This is a genomic window from Halomonas urumqiensis (assembly GCF_003028575.1).
GTDB lineage: Bacteria > Pseudomonadota > Gammaproteobacteria > Pseudomonadales > Halomonadaceae > Halomonas > Halomonas urumqiensis.
The window spans coordinates 926,337-942,456 of record NZ_PYUD01000001.1 but is presented as its reverse complement, the minus strand read 5'-3'; the positions used below and the strand labels follow the sequence as shown (position 1 = coordinate 942,456).

Genomic DNA, 16,120 nt, shown 5'->3' with positions numbered 1-16,120 from the left:
CTCAAGCGCCCGGTGCCTGGCGTAGAGCCAGCTTCTCCGGGCGCAAATGCGTGTACCGCTTCAGTACATCCCAGCTTTCATGCAGCGTGAACTGCTGCACCTCCACAATCTCGTACCCCGCCTCGAACAGTTGCGACGTCGCCTCATGGCGAAGGTCGTGAAAGCGAAGATCCTCAATTCCGCAGGCGGCACAAGCGGCTCGCCAGCGGGTACCGATCGACTTGCCATGGTAGGGAAATATCCGCTCCTCGCCCTGGGCGCGCGGCTGCCGGCGGATGATGGCCATGGCCTCGTGGCTAAGCTTGAATCGCTTGTGATTGCCCCACTTCTGCCGGGGGTGCTTGGCATCACGTACCCAGCAGGTCATCGACTTCTCGTCCAGGTCCGACCACAGCAGCCGCGTGATCTCCTCCTGTCGCCTCGATGTCGCGATGGCGAAGCCCATGATGTCTTCCATGGGAATGATCGCACTTGGCCGGATCCGCTGGGAGCGCTGGAAGTAGGCGCGGATCCGTTCGATCTCCTCTGCACTCGGCCGGCGATCGCGCGACTTGGATTTGCCGATCAGGCCCTTCGATTTCAACAGCAGCTTTGCCGCCTCGAACTCGGCCAGATCGACAGGTGTCTTCCAGGCAGCCACGGCTGTCTTGAGGATGATGCCCAGCCACACTATGTCCTGGTTGATGGTCGCCGGCAGAATGCCACTGTTCCGCCGCATCACGGCGTGCTCGATGATCTGCTGGCTGGTCAGTGCCGTGATTTGTACCCTGGCAATTGGGAAACGCTGAAGCTGCTCGATCGTCGCCCGTTTGGAACGCCCGGCATCCTGGGCGAACTCATGCAGGTAGCGATCCATGGCGTTTTGCAGTGTGATGCCCCTCCACTGAGCCGAGAGGATCCCACCTGGGGTATTGAGCTCGAGCTCGCGGCGCTTGGACCATTCCTCGGCCATCGCCTTCCTCGGGAACGTCCGCGACTCGGAGTAGTCTGGTTGCCCACGGCGAGCGATGCGAATCTGCGCCATGTATGAGAAACTGCCGTCCTTTTTTCGACGCTTCCTGATCGTCGCCACGCGTATCCCTCCGATGTACCAAATCGCCGTCGTACCAAGTGCCAAAAATGTACCACCAGATGGCTAATAACTGGGATCAACCACTGTAAACAAGTACAGTCATGACAGATAAGGCAACAGACACAACCCGCATGGATACTGACACTGCACGCCCCGAGCTGGATAGGACGTTCTCAGTAGCGCCTATGATGGACTGGACGACCCGCGATTTCCGCGCGTTCGCCCGTACCCTCAGCCACCAGGCGTTGCTGTATACCGAGATGGTGACGACCGGGGCGATTCTGCACGGCACGCCGCGTGAACGCTTCCTGGGCTTTGATGAAGTGGAGCACCCGTTGGCGCTGCAGCTTGGGGGTAGCGACCCGGTCGAGCTGGCCGAGTGCGCGGTGATTGCCGAGGCGTGGGGCTTTGATGAGGTGAATCTGAATGTCGGCTGCCCAAGCGACCGGGTGCAGAACAACCTGATCGGCGCGTGCCTGATGGCTCACCCGGAGAAGGTGGCGGCGGGCGTGCGCGCCATGCGCGATGCGGTGTCGATTCCGGTAACGGTGAAATGTCGCATCGGTATCGACGACCAGGATGAGGACGCCGACCTTACGCGCTTTATCGCGCAGGTCGCCGACGCCGGCTGCGAGGTGTTCATCGTGCATGCCCGCAAGGCATGGCTGCAGGGCCTCTCCCCCAAGGAGAACCGCGATATCCCCCCGCTGAACTATCCTCGCGTACATCGCTTGAAGCAGAGCCGACCGGAACTGCATATCGGTATCAACGGCGGGATCAAGAGCCTGGAGGCGTGTCGCTCGCAGCTTCAGCACGTCGACAGCGTCATGGTGGGCCGCGAAGCCTATCAGAACCCGTGGCTGCTGGCTGGCGTGGATGAAGCGCTGTTTGGGACGCCTGGCCCGGCCAGTAGCCGCCACGCGGCAGCACGAGCTTTCCGCCCCTATATCGCCCGGCGGCTGGAGGAAGGCGCCAAGCTCAACCACATTACCCGTCATCTGCTCGGCCTGTTCCAGGGCCAGCCGGGCGGACGCCGATTCCGCCGTCACCTCTCCGAGAATGGCCACCTGGACGGCGCCTGCCTGCGGGTGTTCGATGATGCGCTCAGTCTAGTGCCGGAGCGCGAACCAGAAAGCGTCGCCTGACGTCCTGGCGCTTTCGGTAGCCCGACATTCTCAGTACAGCGCATCCGCGGGCGGTGGTTCCAGGCTGGAGTGGAAGTCCTCGATAGCGCTTTCCGCCTCTTCGATGGCATCGAAGCGGGCAATATGAAACAGCGCCTCACCTTCATTGGCTAGCGGCAAGCGACTCATGCCGATCACGATACCGTCGGCCATCGACGTTACTTCCCCTTCGTCGTTGCCGAACGGGTCCGCCACCTTGCCAAGCAGCTCTCCCTTGGCGACCCGCGCGCCAAGGCGCACCTGGGGACGCAGGATGCCGTCGATAGGAGCACGTGCCCAACTGGAACCGTTGGCAAGCTCGGCCGCCGGGGGTTGGCGACGGCGATGTTCGCCGGTCAGCATGCCTAGCCGGCGCATCACCCGCAGCACGCCGCGCACCCCAGGGGTGATCGCCCATTCATCGAAGCGCAACGCCTCCCCCGCCTCGTAGGTGAGCACGGGAATGCCTCGATTCTGGGCATAGTGGCGCAGGCTACCCTCGCGCAGCTCGGCATTGAGGATCACCGGCGCCCCGAAGGCATTGGCCATGCGCTCGGTCTCGCTGCCGGGGCTCAGCTGGGCGCGGATCTGTGGCAGGTTGGTACGATGAATCGCGCCGGTGTGCAGGTCGATGATGTGAGTGGCATGATCGACGATCTGTTCGCGAAACAGCGCAGCGACACGCCCACCCAGCGAGCCCATCTCACTTCCCGGGAAGCAGCGATTGAGATCGCGACGATCCGGCAGGTAACGGGTGTGCTGAACGAAGCCAAAGACATTGACGATCGGCGCGGCGATCAGCGTACCGCGCACACCCTGCAATTGCCGGGAGCGCAGCAGCCGCCGAACGATCTCGACGCCATTGATCTCGTCGCCATGGATGCCACCACACACCAGCAGCACCGGGCCGGACTGGCGACCGTGCACGACCTCCACGGGAATATAGAGTGGCGCATGGGTATACAGCTTGGCTACCGGCACATCGATCTGGGTGCGGGAACCGGGTGCGACGCGCACGCCGGCAAGTTCGAAGGGAGCTCTCGCCATGAGCGGTGTTGTCCTTTTGATGAAATACCCAAGCCATGTTTATACCCCGAGTCGCCCCTGCTTGCGAGCCAACCGCGAGCCACCCGCGAGTCAGCACGTATCGGGGCACTTTCCATACACTCGTGTATGTATTCTTTTGATTGCCTGGGGTAGAATGTCCTGAACACGCATTCGATGGGAATCACCGCTGAATGGCCAGAAAGACCAAAGCCGAGGCGGCTGCCACGCGGGAAGCGCTGCTCGATGCCGCGGAGGACATCTTCCTCGAAAAGGGCGTAGCACGCACGTCGCTGGAGCAGATCGCGCGTCACGCCGGCATGACACGTGGTGCGGTCTACTGGCACTTCAAGAACAAGTGCGATCTCTTCCAGGCCATGCTGCTAAGGGTTCGCATGCCCTTTGAGGAACTCGCCGAGGAAGCCAATAACAGCGGTCTTGCCAACGACCCGCTATCCGCCATCCGCGAGGCCTGTCGACAAGGATTTTCACGCCTCGAGCAGCCTCGCTATCAGCGCGTTCACGCAATCCTCATTCATCATTGCGAAGTGTTCGGTGATATCGACCCATTGGCCATGCAGAACGAGATAGCGGAGGAAACCCTGGTAGCACTGACCGGTTACTTCGCCCATGCCGCTGACATGGGCCTGCTGCGACAGGGGCTCTCATCTGAAATCGCCGCAGGGCTGTTCCAGTCGATGCTGGGCGGCCTTTTTCACGACTGGCTGCGCAATCATCAGCGCTTCTCGCTGATCGAGCGCGGCACCGCGCTGGTCGACGCCCAGCTATCGCTCATGCGGGCCTGAGTCTTCGGCCAGCCCCGCGTTTATCGGTAAGCCTTCGACCTGTCAGTGGGTCGTTGCCACGCTTGATCGACCACTCCGCTCAGTCGCCTCTCGCTTGGCCTGCAGACGCAAGCGAGAGAGCCTGCTTCTGGCATCTTCGTAGTCCTGTGCCGCCACACTCCGATAGGCGTCTTCATCCGCCAGGTACTTGACCAGCACGCGCGTGTCTCCCTCGGCGGGCATGGTTCCCGCCTTGCCATGCAGGCGCACCAGGCAATCCGGATCATCGACCAGTACTGCACAGACCAGCTCGTCCTCCGATGCTCCTTCAGTAACCAGCACTCTCTCTCCCAGCAGGCAACGACGGCTGGTGGCCGGGTGGCGATGAAACCAGCCATGCAGGCGATGACACAACGCCGCCGCCAGCGGTTGCGCCAGTACGAACGCCAGCCACAACACGGCCACCCCGACAGGTATTCGGAACAGGCCCAGCGGCAGCCAGCGCAACACCAGCATTTCAATGGCTAGAGTCACCGCTCCCGCCAACACCAGCAACATGCTCAGCGCTACGGATACCGGAACACCGGCAAAGCCCAGCGATACCATGGTGCTGGATAGATGGTCACCCTTGAGGCTGTCGTGTTCGAAGAGTTCGAGCGGCGCCAGACGAAGCGCCACCAGCAGCCAATACAACAGCATGAGTGGCAGCAACAAGCTGAAGAGAACCACCGGAAAGCTTAGCGCGATAGAGCTGATGGCAGGCATGGCGTGCTCCTTTCCCCGCTTGCGGCCATGGGGCCAGGCGGATGTTCAGGAAGTGTACCTTAAGCGTAGACCACGCCTACGCCCCGCTCCTAACGCCCTGCCCCAACCCCACCTACCCAATCGATGGGTCATTCACCCAACAGTCGCCTTCCTCCTGCCTCCCTGTGTCCGTTTTCTATTCCCACCAAAACAAAAACGGGCACCACCCTTGGGGTGATGCCCGTCTGGCAGGTCATGCCGGGACGCTTACTCAGCGTCGTGGGAGAGCGCCGGCTTTCCTTCCCCCGCGTGTTCCTCCTGGCCCCGTGTCTTGCGCCGCAACCAGTCGGAGACTGTCGCAATCATCGCGTAGAAGGTCGGGATGAAGAAGCTTCCAAGCACCGCAACCGAGCCCATGCCCACCGCCACGGTGGTGCCGATGTGGTGACTGCTGGTGTCACTGGCGCCAGTGGCCAACGCCAACGGCAGGGTGCCGAAGATGAACGCCAGCGAGGTCATCACGATAGGCCGGAAACGCAATTCCGCAGCACTGATCGCCGCCTCGCGAATCGACTTGCCCAGTTCCTTGCGCTGCAATTCGGCGAACTCGACGATCAGGATGGCGTTCTTGGCGGCAAGCCCCACCACCACCAGCATACCGATCTGCACGTAGACACTGGTATCGAGCCCGCGCATGACGATACCGCCAATACCGCCCAGGAAGGCGAATGGCGTGGCCGTCAGCACCGCCAATGGCAACGACCAGCTCTCGTACTGCGCCGCCAGGATCAGGAACACCATCAGCAGGCCAAAGATGATCGCCAGTGCCGCGGTGCTGCCCATGTTGCTCTCCTGGTACGCGGTACCGGTCCAGCCCATGCCCCAGTTGCCACCCAGGGTCTCAGCGACAATCTCTTCCATGGTCTCGATGGCCTGCACCGAGCTGTAGCCAGGTGCCGGGCCGCCCTGGAACTGTGCACCCAGATAGACGCCGAACCGCGACACCACCGCCGGCTTGGCCTGGCGCTCCAGGGTCACGAACTCCGAGAGCGGAATTCGCTCGCCATTGCCGCCGCGCACATAAACGCTGCTGATATCGTCCGGCGTCTTGCGGAACTCGTCCTCGTTCTGCAGATAGACCTGGAAATTGCGATTCTGGTAGCTGAAGAAGTTGACGAAGCCAGTACCGAAGGTATTCGACAGGGTCGCGTTGAGATCCTGCAGCGCCACCCCATAACTCAACGCCTTCTGCTGATCGATCTCGGCTCGATAGCCCGGCACATTGACGTTGAAGGTGGTGAATACCTGATTTAGCACAGGATGCTCATTGGCCGCCTGCATCACCTTCAAGGAGGCCTGATAGAGCTCCTGGGGCGATGCGCCCTCAAACGACTGCAGATAACCGGTGAAGCCGCCGGTGGTCGAAAGCCCCATGATCGGCGGCACGTTGAAGGCCATCGCCGAGCCACCCTCGGTCTGCGCGCCAAGCTGCATGATGCGACCCACCAAACCATCGGCGGTCAGCTCGCGCTCATCCCACGGGTCCATGTTGATGAACATGATGCCGCGTGCCGAGTTCACCGCGCCCGACAAGATATCGTAGCCCGCCACGGCCGAGGAGTAGCGCACGCCATCAATCGCCTCGATCTTCTCGCTGAGCTTGCCCATATAGTCACTGGTACGATCGAGCGACGCCGAATCAGGTAGCGAGATACTGGCAAGCACAACGCCCTGGTCGGTCTCGGGCACCAGGGTCGACGGCGTATTCTGGTAGAGCCACCAGGAGCCGGCGCCGACCGCCACGGTGAGCAGCAGCGCAAGCCCCCAGAAACGCACCAGCACCTTCACCACCCACATGTAGGCGGCGGTGATTCCCGCGAACAGCCGATCGAACAGCCTGAGCGGCGTGCTGAGCGCTCGTCCCAACGTCGACTGGCCCTGCTTCGGCTTGTGCTTGATGAAGATCGCCGAAAGCGCCGGCGTGAAGGTCAACGCCATGAGTGCCGAGAAGGCCACCGATATCGCCACGGTGAGTGCGAACTGCTGGTAGATCTGCCCGGTGAAACCGCCCAGAAACGCCACCGGCACGAACACCGCCGCCATGATCAACGAGGTGGCGATGACCGGTCCACCCACTTCCCGCATGGCACGAATGGTCGCCTGCAGGACGCTGATGTCCTCGTCTTCGCTGAGCACGCGCTCGACGTTCTCCACCACCAGTATCGCGTCATCCACCACGATGCCGATCGACAGCACCAGCGCGAACAGCGTCAGCAGGTTGATCGAAAAGCCAAACATGAAAAAACCGGCGAACGTGGCCAACACCGAGACCGGTACCACCGACATGGCGATCACCGTGAAGCGCCAGTTCTGCAGGAAGATGAACAGGATCACACCGACGATCAGGAAGGCCTCGATGAATACCTTGGTCACCGTGTTCACCGACGAATCGATGAACAGCGTGGTGTCATAGGGCACCACGTATTCAAGCCCCGGTGGGAAGCGGTCAGCCAGCCCCTGCATGGTGGAATGGACCGCATCGGCGGTTTCCAGGGCGTTGGCACCAGGCTGCTGATTGATGATGATCGGCGTCATCGTGGCGCCATTGAGGCGCGCCTCCACCCCGTAGAACGACGCCCCGAGCTCGATACGCGCCACATCATCGAGGCGTAGCGACGACCCATCGGGGTTGGTTCTCAGAAAGATGTCACGGAAGTCATCGACATCGTTGAGTCGACCGCCGGCGGTAATGGTATAGCTGAAGGCCCGCGGCTCGCTCTGCGGGGTAGCCGCGAGGTTACCCGCCGGTACTTCGGTATTCTGGGCGCGGATGGCCGAGGCGACCTCGGTCGGCGTCAGGTCGTACTGGGCAAGCTTGTCCGGGTCCATCCAGATCCGCATGGCGAACTCACCGCCACCCAGCACCTCGGCTTCGCCCACCCCCCGCACCTGGCGAAGTTCATCGAGAATGTTCAGCGTGGCGTAATTCTGCATGAACACATTGTTGTAGTCGCCCTCCGGCGAGATCAGCGCTACCAGCATCAGGATCGAGTCGGAGCGCAGCTCGACAGACACGCCCTGCGACTGTACCGCCTCGGGCAGTTGCGAAAGCGCTCCCTGCACCCGATTGTTGACGTTGATGGTGTTGATGTCGCCACTGGTGCCGATGTCGAAGGCCACGCTGAGACTCATGGAGCCGTTGTCGCCACTGGTCGAGCTCATGTAGAGCATGTTCTCGACCCCGTTGATCGCCTCGGCAAGCGGAGCGGCTACCGTCTGAGCCACGGTCTCGGCATCGGCACCGGGGAACTGGGCGCTCACCGACACCGTCGGGGGGACCACGCTGGGGTACTGCTCGATGGGCAGCGCACGCATGCTGACCACCCCCACCACCGTGAGGATGATCGCCAGCACCGTGGCGAAGATCGGACGCTTGATGAAGAAATTCGAAAAATTCATCGCGCGTCTTCCTCACCACCGGCGCCTTCCTCATCACCACCCTCAGCGCCTCCCGCTTCGGCTTGCATGGTGCTGGCAGCCTGCTCTTCGGCTTCCTCTTCGGCCTCACGCTCCTCGGCCTCGACTTCCTCGACAAGCTCGTCGGCATCACCGGCAAACGGCTGGGGGTCGATGGCGGTGCCCGGCTGTATGCCGGCGGGGTCACCGACGATCACTCGCTCGCCGGGCTCGATACCATCACGGATGATCTGCCAAGGGCCTGCCACTTCACCCAGGTCGATGGTGCGAGCACGCGCCTTGTTATCGTCATCGAGCACGAACACCTGTGGGCCCATCAGTCCTTGGGTGAGAGCAATCTCCGGTACCGCCAGCACATCGAAGCGCTTCAGGCCCTCGATGCTGACACGCACGAACTGCCCTGGCAGTACGCTCGCCCGGGGGTTCTCGAAGCGCGCGCTGGCCTGAACGGTACTGGTGGCAGCATCGACCCGCGAGCCGAGGAAGTTCAGGTGGCCCTCTAGGCGAGCATCATCACTGCCCTCGAGGGCCGGGATGCGCAGGGTGGCCACCAGTTCGCTCGGCGACTGACCATCGAGCTGCCGGCGGAGTTCGAAGGCATCACGCTGGGGAAGCTGGAAACGCACTTCCAGCGGATCGAGCGGGGTAATGGTAGCAAGCTCGGTACCAGAACCGACCAGGTTGCCGACATTGATCCGCGAAAGCCCGATCATGCCCGAAACGGGCGCCACGACTTCGGAATAGTCCAGGTCGATACGAGCGCTCGCCAGCGCCGCTTCGGCCTGTGCCACGCTCGCCTGGGCAACGGCCAGTTCGGCACGCGCCTGGTCATACTGCTGGCGGCTCACCGAGTTCTGGCTGAGCAACTGCTCGAAACGCTGCGCGTCTCGCTGGGCACGTGACAACTCGGCACGCGCACTTTGCAAGTCCGCTTCACGCTGGTTGACCGCCGACTGATAGAGGTCCGGCTCGATGGTATAGAGCTTCTGCCCCGCTTCCACCAGCTCGCCTGGCTCGAAATGCCGGGCCTCAAGGAACCCGGTCACCCGCGCCACCAGAGTCACCTCGTCGTCACTGCGCAGAAGCGATGGATAGGACTTTTCCAGATCGATGTCCTGCTTTGCCATCTCCATCACTTCCACCGCACGGGGGGGCGGAGCTTGTTCATCGGCGGCTTGCTGCGGGGTCTCTTCCTGGCCTTGGCCACAGGCCGCCACCAGCAAGCCGGAGGCCAGCGCCACAAGGATCATCCGGCCACTGCGGAACTTGCTTTTCATGGTTCTGTTGTTCCCATTAATAGTTCTGTCGTTCCCGTTGAATGCATCGAGGCCGGGAATTATACATTCACGTCTGTATATTTTAAAACCATTCCTGTCAGTGACCCGATGGGGTTGTTACCCGAGGATCATCGCCCCTTCCCCATTCATTCACGGCTGGGTGGTTGACCGATGTCCATCACTGCACTGTCGCCGTCGGCACTATCGGGCAGCGTGAACGAAACGCTATCCCCTTCGAGCCAGGCGTTGACCTCTTCGATCGCTGCCTCATCGAGGACACCGGATTGTTGCCGCAAGCTGAGCAGGTTGATCACATAGTCGTAGCGGGCGCTGGCATGGTCGGCGATTGCGTTGTACAGGTTCTGCTCGGCGTTGAGCACATCAACGATGTTACGCGTGCCAACCTCGTAACCGGCGCGAGTGGCATCCAGGGCGCTCTGGTTGGACACGATGGCCTGGGCGCGCGCCTCTACGGTTGCCACGTCATTGCTCACCTGGGTATAGAGAGAACGCACCTGCTGGATGGTGTCACGCCGCTGGGCCTCGAAATCATACTGGCTGGCTTCCAGCAGGTAGGTGTTCTGGCGAATGCTCGCCTGGGTGCTGCCACCGGTGTAGAGCGGCAGATCCACCCCGATCCCCACTTGAGCGGAAGAATCGTGTCCTGAAAGCCCGCTACGGTCACTGTCGGCGAACTGATAATTGGCAAACGCATTCACCGTGGGCAGGCGACCGGCACGTGAGATGTCCACCCCACTACGCGATACCTCGACACCCGCAAGGCTTGCCAGTATCAGCGGATTGTTCTCCATGGCCTGCTCGACCCAATGGTCGCGACTGGCGGGGCTCGGCGGTTGAATCGGCATGTCATCACCGAGTGCCTCGATCTGTGAATAGCGCTGTCCGGTCAGGCGCTCGAGAGCCTCGAAGCTGACTTGCAGGTTGCTCTCCGCGGCGATGCGCTCGGCGCGCGACTGGTCGACACTCGCCCGCGCTTCCTCCACTTCGGTGATCGCGATCAGCCCGACCTCGAACTGTTCGGTCGCCTGCTCGAGCTGGCGGCCGATGGCACGTTCCTGGGCACGCCTCGCTTCCAGTACCTCATAGGCACGCAGAATCTCGAAGTAGGCAGTGGCAACATCGATCAATACCTGCTGTTCGGTGGCTGCCAGGCGATACGTCTGCTGGTCGATCTCACGCTCGGCGCGCGTCACTTCACGGCGGTTGCGTTCATCATAGAGTGCCTGGGTGGCTTCAAGGCCAAGGCTCATGCTGGTGAAGCTATCATCATTACTGCCACCCGCGGCTTGCCCGCCCTGGCTGAAACTCCCGGTCTGGCCTTCGAACTGTTGGTTGTAGGCCAGGTTGCCGGTCGCGCCAACCTGCGGCAGCAAGTTGCCCTGCTCGATCTCCCGCCCGGCTTCTACGCTGCCCGATTGGGCGCGCGCCGAGGCGAGTTCAGCATTATTGCCCAGCGCATCCTGGGTGATGGTCATCAGATCAGCCGCATAAAGCGATGTGCTCAACGATGACGAGACCAGCGCCGTGGCAAGAGCGGCCCTGGCCAGGCGCCCAGCCTTGGCACCAGCCGGAGAAGTGTAAGGGGCGGGAACAGTCATCGGGTCATCCTCGATCTGGGTTACGATTCAGCTTTACATACATTCTCGCATGTTTTAAGTGCGATGCCACTTGCCATGTCGCTTAAAAAAAAAGCCCTCGATGACGAGGGCGACAATTCAGGGTTGGTACAGACGGGACTTGAAACGAGGGACAGTTCATTTCAAGCAGAAGCGACGCAGTGGGGGGATTGGCGCCGCTTCACAAGCACAACTTTAGACAGAAAATAATTTCTGTGCAATGTCTGTAAAGGTATTCGCCATCATGTCGCTCCCTGTCTGCCGCCATTATCGCCTCTCCCTCGTGAGTGACACTCATCCTAGTGACACTCATCTAGGCTATGCTGAACCCACATGCTGCTACGCAACATACGCATCTCGAGGAGGATCGGTCATGGACGCCCTGGAAATTGTCAGAGTGCGGGAGCTCGATATCGCCGTGCGGATATGGCACCCCGATGCGCCGAAGACACTGGTGGCATGGCACGGCCTGGCGCGGCATGGTGGCGATTTCGCCGACCTGGCCCGCGAACTCGGTCCCGAATGGCGAATACTGGCACCCGACACCCCCGGGAGGGGACTTTCCAGCTGGTCACTCTACCCCGCTCACGATTATCTCTACTCCCACTACATGAGCGTTGCGGTGGCACTGCTCGATCATTTCAAACTCGCAAGCGTTGCCTGGGTAGGCACGTCCATGGGGGGGCTGCTTGGCATGTTGCTGGCCGCGGAGCCGGAAACCGCTTCGCGCATCGAGCGCCTGGTGCTCAACGACGTGGGGCCTGAACTCGACCCTGATGGCCTGGCACAGCTGGCCACCTATTTCGCCGTGCCTCACCGTTTCTGCAGGCTGGGGGACCTCGAGGCCGAGTTGCGCCAGCACTATGTTGGCTTCGGCATCGACAGTGACGAGGCCTGGCGGCGCATGGCACTTGGCAGTGCCCGGCGGCTGCCCGACGGTAGCTGGACCTACCACTACGACCCGCGCATCGGCGAGCAATTCGTCCACGACACGCCCCGCGACACCTGGGCCGACTGGCAAGCGATCGACTGTCCGTTGATGGTGGTTCGTGGTGTCGAGTCGCCGCTGCTGCGGGCCGATAGCGTGGCGAAGATGGCCAAGGCCCAGCCAGGCCTGATCAGCCTCGAGGTGCCCGGCTGCGGCCATGCGCCGATGCTCGACCGACCGAGCCAGGTCGACCCTCTGCGCGATTTCCTGACCCGCCCGCGCGAGACGCTGCGGGCATCGAGCCCCGGGGCTAGCGAATACAACCTCTGGCGCCGCCTGCTTGCCTGGTTGAAGCGCTGATCCGTCGTGGCACCAGCGCCCCGGCGCGTGAAGATCGCCCCAGCGTAGCCGCCATCATGGAAGAACGTTCTGCAGCCGGGTCGTCAATACGTACTGCCCTTCTATCGCCATCAGCAGCATAAAGAACAGCAACGCACCAGGTGGTATCAACACCGCGCAGATGATCGCCAGACGCTCCCAGGCCATGTGCATGAAGAACGCCATGATCAAGCCGGCCTTGAGCAGCATGAGCAGCGTGATCAACCCCCACTTCGGGTAACCCTCGAGATTGGAGTAATCCACCAGGTATGACAGCACACTCAGCACGAACAGCGCGAACCACACCCACAGATAGGCACTAAGTGGATGGTGCTGGCTGTCCCGGTTTTGAACGTGCCCCTTGCGTTGGTGAACCTGTTGATGCGCCATATCGCCCTCCCCGACAAACGGCATCGCCTTACGTGCCTACCACAGGTAAAAGAATGCGAAGATGAAGACCCAGACCAGGTCCACGAAATGCCAGTAAAGCCCAAGTAGCTCGACCATCTCGTAGCGCCCGCGACGCCCGGTGAGGAAGCCGGGGCTGCCGGTTTCAAGCGAGCCGCGCGCCACCTTGACCGCCATGATGAATAGACACAGCACCCCGATGCTGACGTGGGTGCCATGAAACCCGGTAATCAGAAAGAACGTCGCGCCGAACTGGGCCGCTCCCCAGGGGTTGCCCCAGGGGCGCACCCCTTCCTCGATGAGCTTGGACCACTCGAACACCTGCATGCCGACGAAGGTGCCACCAAGCAGGGCGGTCGCAAGCAGCAACAACGCCGTGACGCGCCGGTTGCGCTCATAACCGTACTTGACCGCGAGCGCCATGGTGCCGCTACTGCTGATCAGCACGAAGGTCATGATCGCGATCAGCAGCAACGGAATATGCGCCCCAGCCACCTCCAGGGCGAACACCTCACTGCCAATCGGCCAGGGTGCGGTGGAGGTAATTCGCACTTGCATGTAGCCAATCAGGAAACACGCGAAAATGAAGATGTCGCTGAGGATGAAGGCCCACATCATCACCTTGCCCCAGGAGACATCCTTGAAGGCCCGCTGATCGGAGGAGAAGTCATCGACCATCCCTCTCAAGCCGGGTTCGAGCGGTGCCCCGCTGGGTGCCGAATACGCCATGCAAGCCTCCTCGTCAGGTCTTGAGCAACAGGGCAAACACCACCACCCACACCAGCAGCAGGAAATCCCAGTACACCGCGCACAGCTCGATGCCACTGCGCAACCGGGCAGGTTCGCCACCGCGCTGGAGTCGCCGGAATACCTTGGCCCAGGCAACCAGGCCCCCCAATAGATGCAGCCCATGCAGGGACGTCAGCAGGTAATAGAAGGCATTGGCCGGGTTGGTCGCCAGGTAATAGCCTTCGACCGCAAGCTGTCGCCAGACCAGCAGTTGGCCGACCACAAACAACGCGGAAAGCCCTCCCCCGGCGATCAGCAGATGGCGCACGCGCTCCACAGCATCCTGCCGTGCCGCCCGCCAGGCGCCATGTAGCGCCACGCTTGCCAGCACCAGCAGCGCACTGTTGAACCACAACAGTGCCGAGTCGGGCAGCGGATGCCAGTCAGCGCCCATCTCCATGCGCATCAGATAGGCGCTGATGATCAGGGTGAAAACTGAGGTCACTGTCGCGAGCAACACCATCAGCCCCATGCGTGGCGCAGTGACCCACTCGGGTACCTGAGTTCGACGGGCCGTCTCGCTTGAACCCGCGACCCATGGCCGCACATTGACCGAGTGGCTGAACAGCCATGCGACGAACCCCGCCATCAACAACGCCAGGAACGTCAGGGTTACCGTCATGTCGCCCCCTTGCCGGTGGCGTGGGCGCCATCCAGATATTCCACGGCTTCGGGTGGCACGTTCTGGGGAATGAAGTCGTCCTTGGCACCGGGCACACCATAGTCGTACGGCCAGCGATACACGACGGGCAGCGCATCACCGAAGTTGCCGTGACGGGGGGGCGTGTGGGGGGTCTGCCACTCCAGGGTGGTGGCTTGCCAGGGGTTGGGGCCGGATTCCCGGCCCCGGAAATAGCTCCATGCCAGGTTGAACAGGAACAACAGCTGAGTTGCGGCGACGATGATCGCGGCAATGGTGATACCGGCGTTGAGCGTCTGCACGGAGTCGGAAATGAACGTGGTCTCGCCGTAGGCGTAATAGCGCCTCGGTACGCCCTCGAGTCCGATGAAGTGCATGGGGTAGTAGATCAGGTAGGTGCCGAGGAAGGTCACCCAGAAGTGGATCTTGCCGAGGGTATCGTTGAGCATGCGCCCCGTCATCTTGGGGTACCAGTGGTAGATCGCTCCGAAGATCACCATGATCGGCGCCACCGCCATTACCATGTGGAAATGGCCGACCACGAAATAGGTATCCGAGAGTGGTACGTCCGCGGTGACATTGCCAAGGAACAGCCCGCTCAGCCCGCCATTGACGAAGGTGAACAAAAAACCGATGGCGAACAGCATCGGCACCGTGAAACGGATATTGCCTCGCCACAGGGTCAACACCCAGTTGTACACCTTGATGGCCGTGGGCACGGCGATGATCAGGGTGGTGGTGGCGAACAGGAAGCCGAAATAGGGGTTCATGCCACTGACGAACATGTGGTGCGCCCAGACCACGAAGCTCAGCACACCGATGATGATCAACGCCCAGACCATCATCCGATAGCCGAAGATGTTCTTGCGAGCATGCACGGCGAGCAGGTCCGACACGATGCCGAAGGCAGGCAGCGCCACGATGTAGACCTCGGGGTGGCCGAAGAACCAGAACAGGTGCTGGAACAGCAAGGGGCTTCCGCCCTCGCGTTCGGTGATCTCGCCCATCGCCAGCATCTCGGGCATGAAGAAACTGGTGCCCAACAGCAGATCCATCAATAGCATCAAGGCCGCCACCAGCAGTGCGGGGAACGCCAGCAGCGCCATCACCGTGGCCATGAAGATACCCCACACCGTCAGCGGTAAACGCATCAGCGTCATGCCCCGTGTGCGCGCCTGCAACACCGTGACCACATAGTTCAGGCCGCCCATGGTGAAGCCGATGATGAACACTGCAAGCGACACCAGCATCAACACGATCCCCCCATCCACCCCTGGCGTACCCGGACTGATCGACTGCGGGGGATACAGCGTCCATCCCGCCCCGCTACTGCCGCCAGGCACGAAGAAACCGGCAACCAGAATCAGCACGGAGAGCAGGTAGGTCCAGAAACTGAGCATGTTGAGGTAGGGAAAGGCCATGTCCCGTGCACCACACATCAGCGGAATCAAGTAATTACCGAAACCGCCGAGCAGGATGGCCGTGAGCAGATAGACCACCATGATCATGCCGTGCATGGTGACGTGCTGCAGGTAGCTTGCGGGATCAATCAACGACACGCTGTTGGGAAAACCGAGCTGCAACCGAATCAGGATCGACAGTACCAGGGCCACCAAGCCGATGGCGGTGGCTGTCAGGCCGTACTGGATGGCGATGACCTTGGCATCCTGGCTCCAGATATACTTGCCGATGAAGGTCCTGGGATGAACCAGCTCCATTTCGCCGACCTCGGCCGGTGGCGCATGGGAGCTGGCATCGTATTCTCGTTCGGCCATGAG

The 16,120-nt window shown here is 61.6% G+C and carries 13 protein-coding genes; 3 read left to right on the top strand and 10 right to left on the bottom strand.

The genetic code is table 11. The features are described from left to right. Position 1: 1 nt before the first annotated feature. Positions 2 to 1,024 carry a site-specific integrase gene (locus tag C6V82_RS03925; protein WP_102589556.1) on the bottom strand — a complete coding sequence of 341 codons (1,023 nt, stop codon included), beginning with the start codon at positions 1,022 to 1,024 and terminating at the stop codon, positions 2 to 4. 179 nt (positions 1,025 to 1,203) lie between these two features. On the opposite strand from C6V82_RS03925, the gene dusA reads away from it, so the two are divergent. Next, positions 1,204 to 2,217, top strand: a complete 1,014-nt coding sequence (dusA, locus tag C6V82_RS03920) for a tRNA dihydrouridine(20/20a) synthase DusA (RefSeq protein ID WP_268248425.1) — start codon at positions 1,204 to 1,206, stop codon at positions 2,215 to 2,217. Positions 2,218 to 2,247: 30 nt separating this feature from the next. Here the strand turns inward: dusA and C6V82_RS03915 are convergent, their stop codons facing one another. After that, the gene (locus tag C6V82_RS03915) at positions 2,248 to 3,282 is read right to left on the bottom strand and encodes a succinylglutamate desuccinylase/aspartoacylase family protein (protein WP_102589554.1); all 1,035 of its coding nucleotides are present in this window, start codon (positions 3,280 to 3,282) and stop codon (positions 2,248 to 2,250) included. 191 nt (positions 3,283 to 3,473) lie between these two features. On the opposite strand from C6V82_RS03915, the gene C6V82_RS03910 reads away from it, so the two are divergent. Beyond that, positions 3,474 to 4,085, top strand: coding sequence for a TetR family transcriptional regulator (locus C6V82_RS03910; RefSeq protein WP_102589553.1), 612 nt, complete (start codon positions 3,474 to 3,476; stop codon positions 4,083 to 4,085). A gap of 42 nt (positions 4,086 to 4,127) precedes the next feature. Here C6V82_RS03910 and C6V82_RS03905 read toward each other — a convergent pair whose 3' ends face one another. From C6V82_RS03905 to C6V82_RS03890, 4 genes are all read right to left on the bottom strand, one after another. After that, positions 4,128 to 4,829, bottom strand: a complete 702-nt coding sequence (locus C6V82_RS03905; protein ID WP_102589552.1) for a hypothetical protein — start codon at positions 4,827 to 4,829, stop codon at positions 4,128 to 4,130. A 246-nt stretch (positions 4,830 to 5,075) separates the two neighbouring features. Beyond that, positions 5,076 to 8,267, bottom strand: a complete 3,192-nt coding sequence (locus C6V82_RS03900) for an efflux RND transporter permease subunit (RefSeq protein ID WP_102589551.1) — start codon at positions 8,265 to 8,267, stop codon at positions 5,076 to 5,078. Continuing rightward, positions 8,264 to 9,562 (bottom strand): efflux RND transporter periplasmic adaptor subunit, encoded by a 1,299-nt coding sequence (locus C6V82_RS03895; RefSeq protein ID WP_102589550.1) that lies wholly within the window; start codon positions 9,560 to 9,562, stop codon positions 8,264 to 8,266. The genes C6V82_RS03900 and C6V82_RS03895 overlap by 4 nt, the downstream gene beginning before the upstream one ends. Before the next feature lie 146 nt (positions 9,563 to 9,708). Then, a complete protein-coding gene (locus C6V82_RS03890; protein WP_102589549.1) occupies positions 9,709 to 11,181 on the bottom strand; it encodes a TolC family outer membrane protein in 1,473 nt (490 codons plus the stop codon). Between the two features lie 391 nt (positions 11,182 to 11,572). Here C6V82_RS03890 and C6V82_RS03885 point away from each other — a divergent pair, with 391 nt between their 5' ends. Continuing rightward, a complete protein-coding gene (locus C6V82_RS03885) occupies positions 11,573 to 12,487 on the top strand; it encodes an alpha/beta fold hydrolase (protein ID WP_102589548.1) in 915 nt (304 codons plus the stop codon). A 54-nt stretch (positions 12,488 to 12,541) separates the two neighbouring features. Here the strand turns inward: C6V82_RS03885 and C6V82_RS03880 are convergent, their stop codons facing one another. The 4 genes from C6V82_RS03880 to C6V82_RS03865 are packed head-to-tail and all read right to left on the bottom strand — an operon-like array spanning position 12,542 to position 16,117. Beyond that, entirely contained in the window at positions 12,542 to 12,895 is a 354-nt protein-coding gene (locus tag C6V82_RS03880) for a cytochrome C oxidase subunit IV family protein (protein WP_102589547.1), read from the bottom strand. Between the two features lie 36 nt (positions 12,896 to 12,931). Then, a complete protein-coding gene (locus tag C6V82_RS03875) occupies positions 12,932 to 13,642 on the bottom strand; it encodes a cytochrome c oxidase subunit 3 (RefSeq protein WP_102589546.1) in 711 nt (236 codons plus the stop codon). 13 nt (positions 13,643 to 13,655) lie between these two features. Further along, a complete protein-coding gene (locus C6V82_RS03870; RefSeq protein ID WP_102589545.1) occupies positions 13,656 to 14,324 on the bottom strand; it encodes a cytochrome c oxidase subunit 3 family protein in 669 nt (222 codons plus the stop codon). Beyond that, positions 14,321 to 16,117, bottom strand: a complete 1,797-nt coding sequence (locus C6V82_RS03865; RefSeq protein ID WP_102589544.1) for a cytochrome c oxidase subunit I — start codon at positions 16,115 to 16,117, stop codon at positions 14,321 to 14,323. The genes C6V82_RS03870 and C6V82_RS03865 overlap by 4 nt, the downstream gene beginning before the upstream one ends. Positions 16,118 to 16,120: the final 3 nt, after the last annotated feature.

Bases quoted from the DNA above. Each gene is read 5' to 3' on its own strand.
- C6V82_RS03910 (WP_102589553.1), top strand. From the start codon at position 3,474: ATGGCCAGAAAGACCAAAGCCGAGGCGGCTGCCACGCGGGAAGCGCTG.
- C6V82_RS03875 (WP_102589546.1), bottom strand. From the start codon at position 13,642: ATGGCGTATTCGGCACCCAGCGGGGCACCGCTCGAACCCGGCTTGAGA.
- C6V82_RS03905 (WP_102589552.1), bottom strand. From the start codon at position 4,829: ATGCCTGCCATCAGCTCTATCGCGCTAAGCTTTCCGGTGGTTCTCTTC.
- C6V82_RS03915 (WP_102589554.1), bottom strand. From the start codon at position 3,282: ATGGCGAGAGCTCCCTTCGAACTTGCCGGCGTGCGCGTCGCACCCGGT.
- C6V82_RS03900 (WP_102589551.1), bottom strand. From the start codon at position 8,267: ATGAATTTTTCGAATTTCTTCATCAAGCGTCCGATCTTCGCCACGGTG.
- dusA (WP_268248425.1), top strand. From the start codon at position 1,204: ATGGATACTGACACTGCACGCCCCGAGCTGGATAGGACGTTCTCAGTA.
- C6V82_RS03895 (WP_102589550.1), bottom strand. From the start codon at position 9,562: ATGAAAAGCAAGTTCCGCAGTGGCCGGATGATCCTTGTGGCGCTGGCC.
- C6V82_RS03885 (WP_102589548.1), top strand. From the start codon at position 11,573: ATGGACGCCCTGGAAATTGTCAGAGTGCGGGAGCTCGATATCGCCGTG.
- C6V82_RS03890 (WP_102589549.1), bottom strand. From the start codon at position 11,181: ATGACTGTTCCCGCCCCTTACACTTCTCCGGCTGGTGCCAAGGCTGGG.
- C6V82_RS03865 (WP_102589544.1), bottom strand. From the start codon at position 16,117: ATGGCCGAACGAGAATACGATGCCAGCTCCCATGCGCCACCGGCCGAG.
- C6V82_RS03870 (WP_102589545.1), bottom strand. From the start codon at position 14,324: ATGACGGTAACCCTGACGTTCCTGGCGTTGTTGATGGCGGGGTTCGTC.
- C6V82_RS03925 (WP_102589556.1), bottom strand. From the start codon at position 1,024: ATGGCGCAGATTCGCATCGCTCGCCGTGGGCAACCAGACTACTCCGAG.
- C6V82_RS03880 (WP_102589547.1), bottom strand. From the start codon at position 12,895: ATGGCGCATCAACAGGTTCACCAACGCAAGGGGCACGTTCAAAACCGG.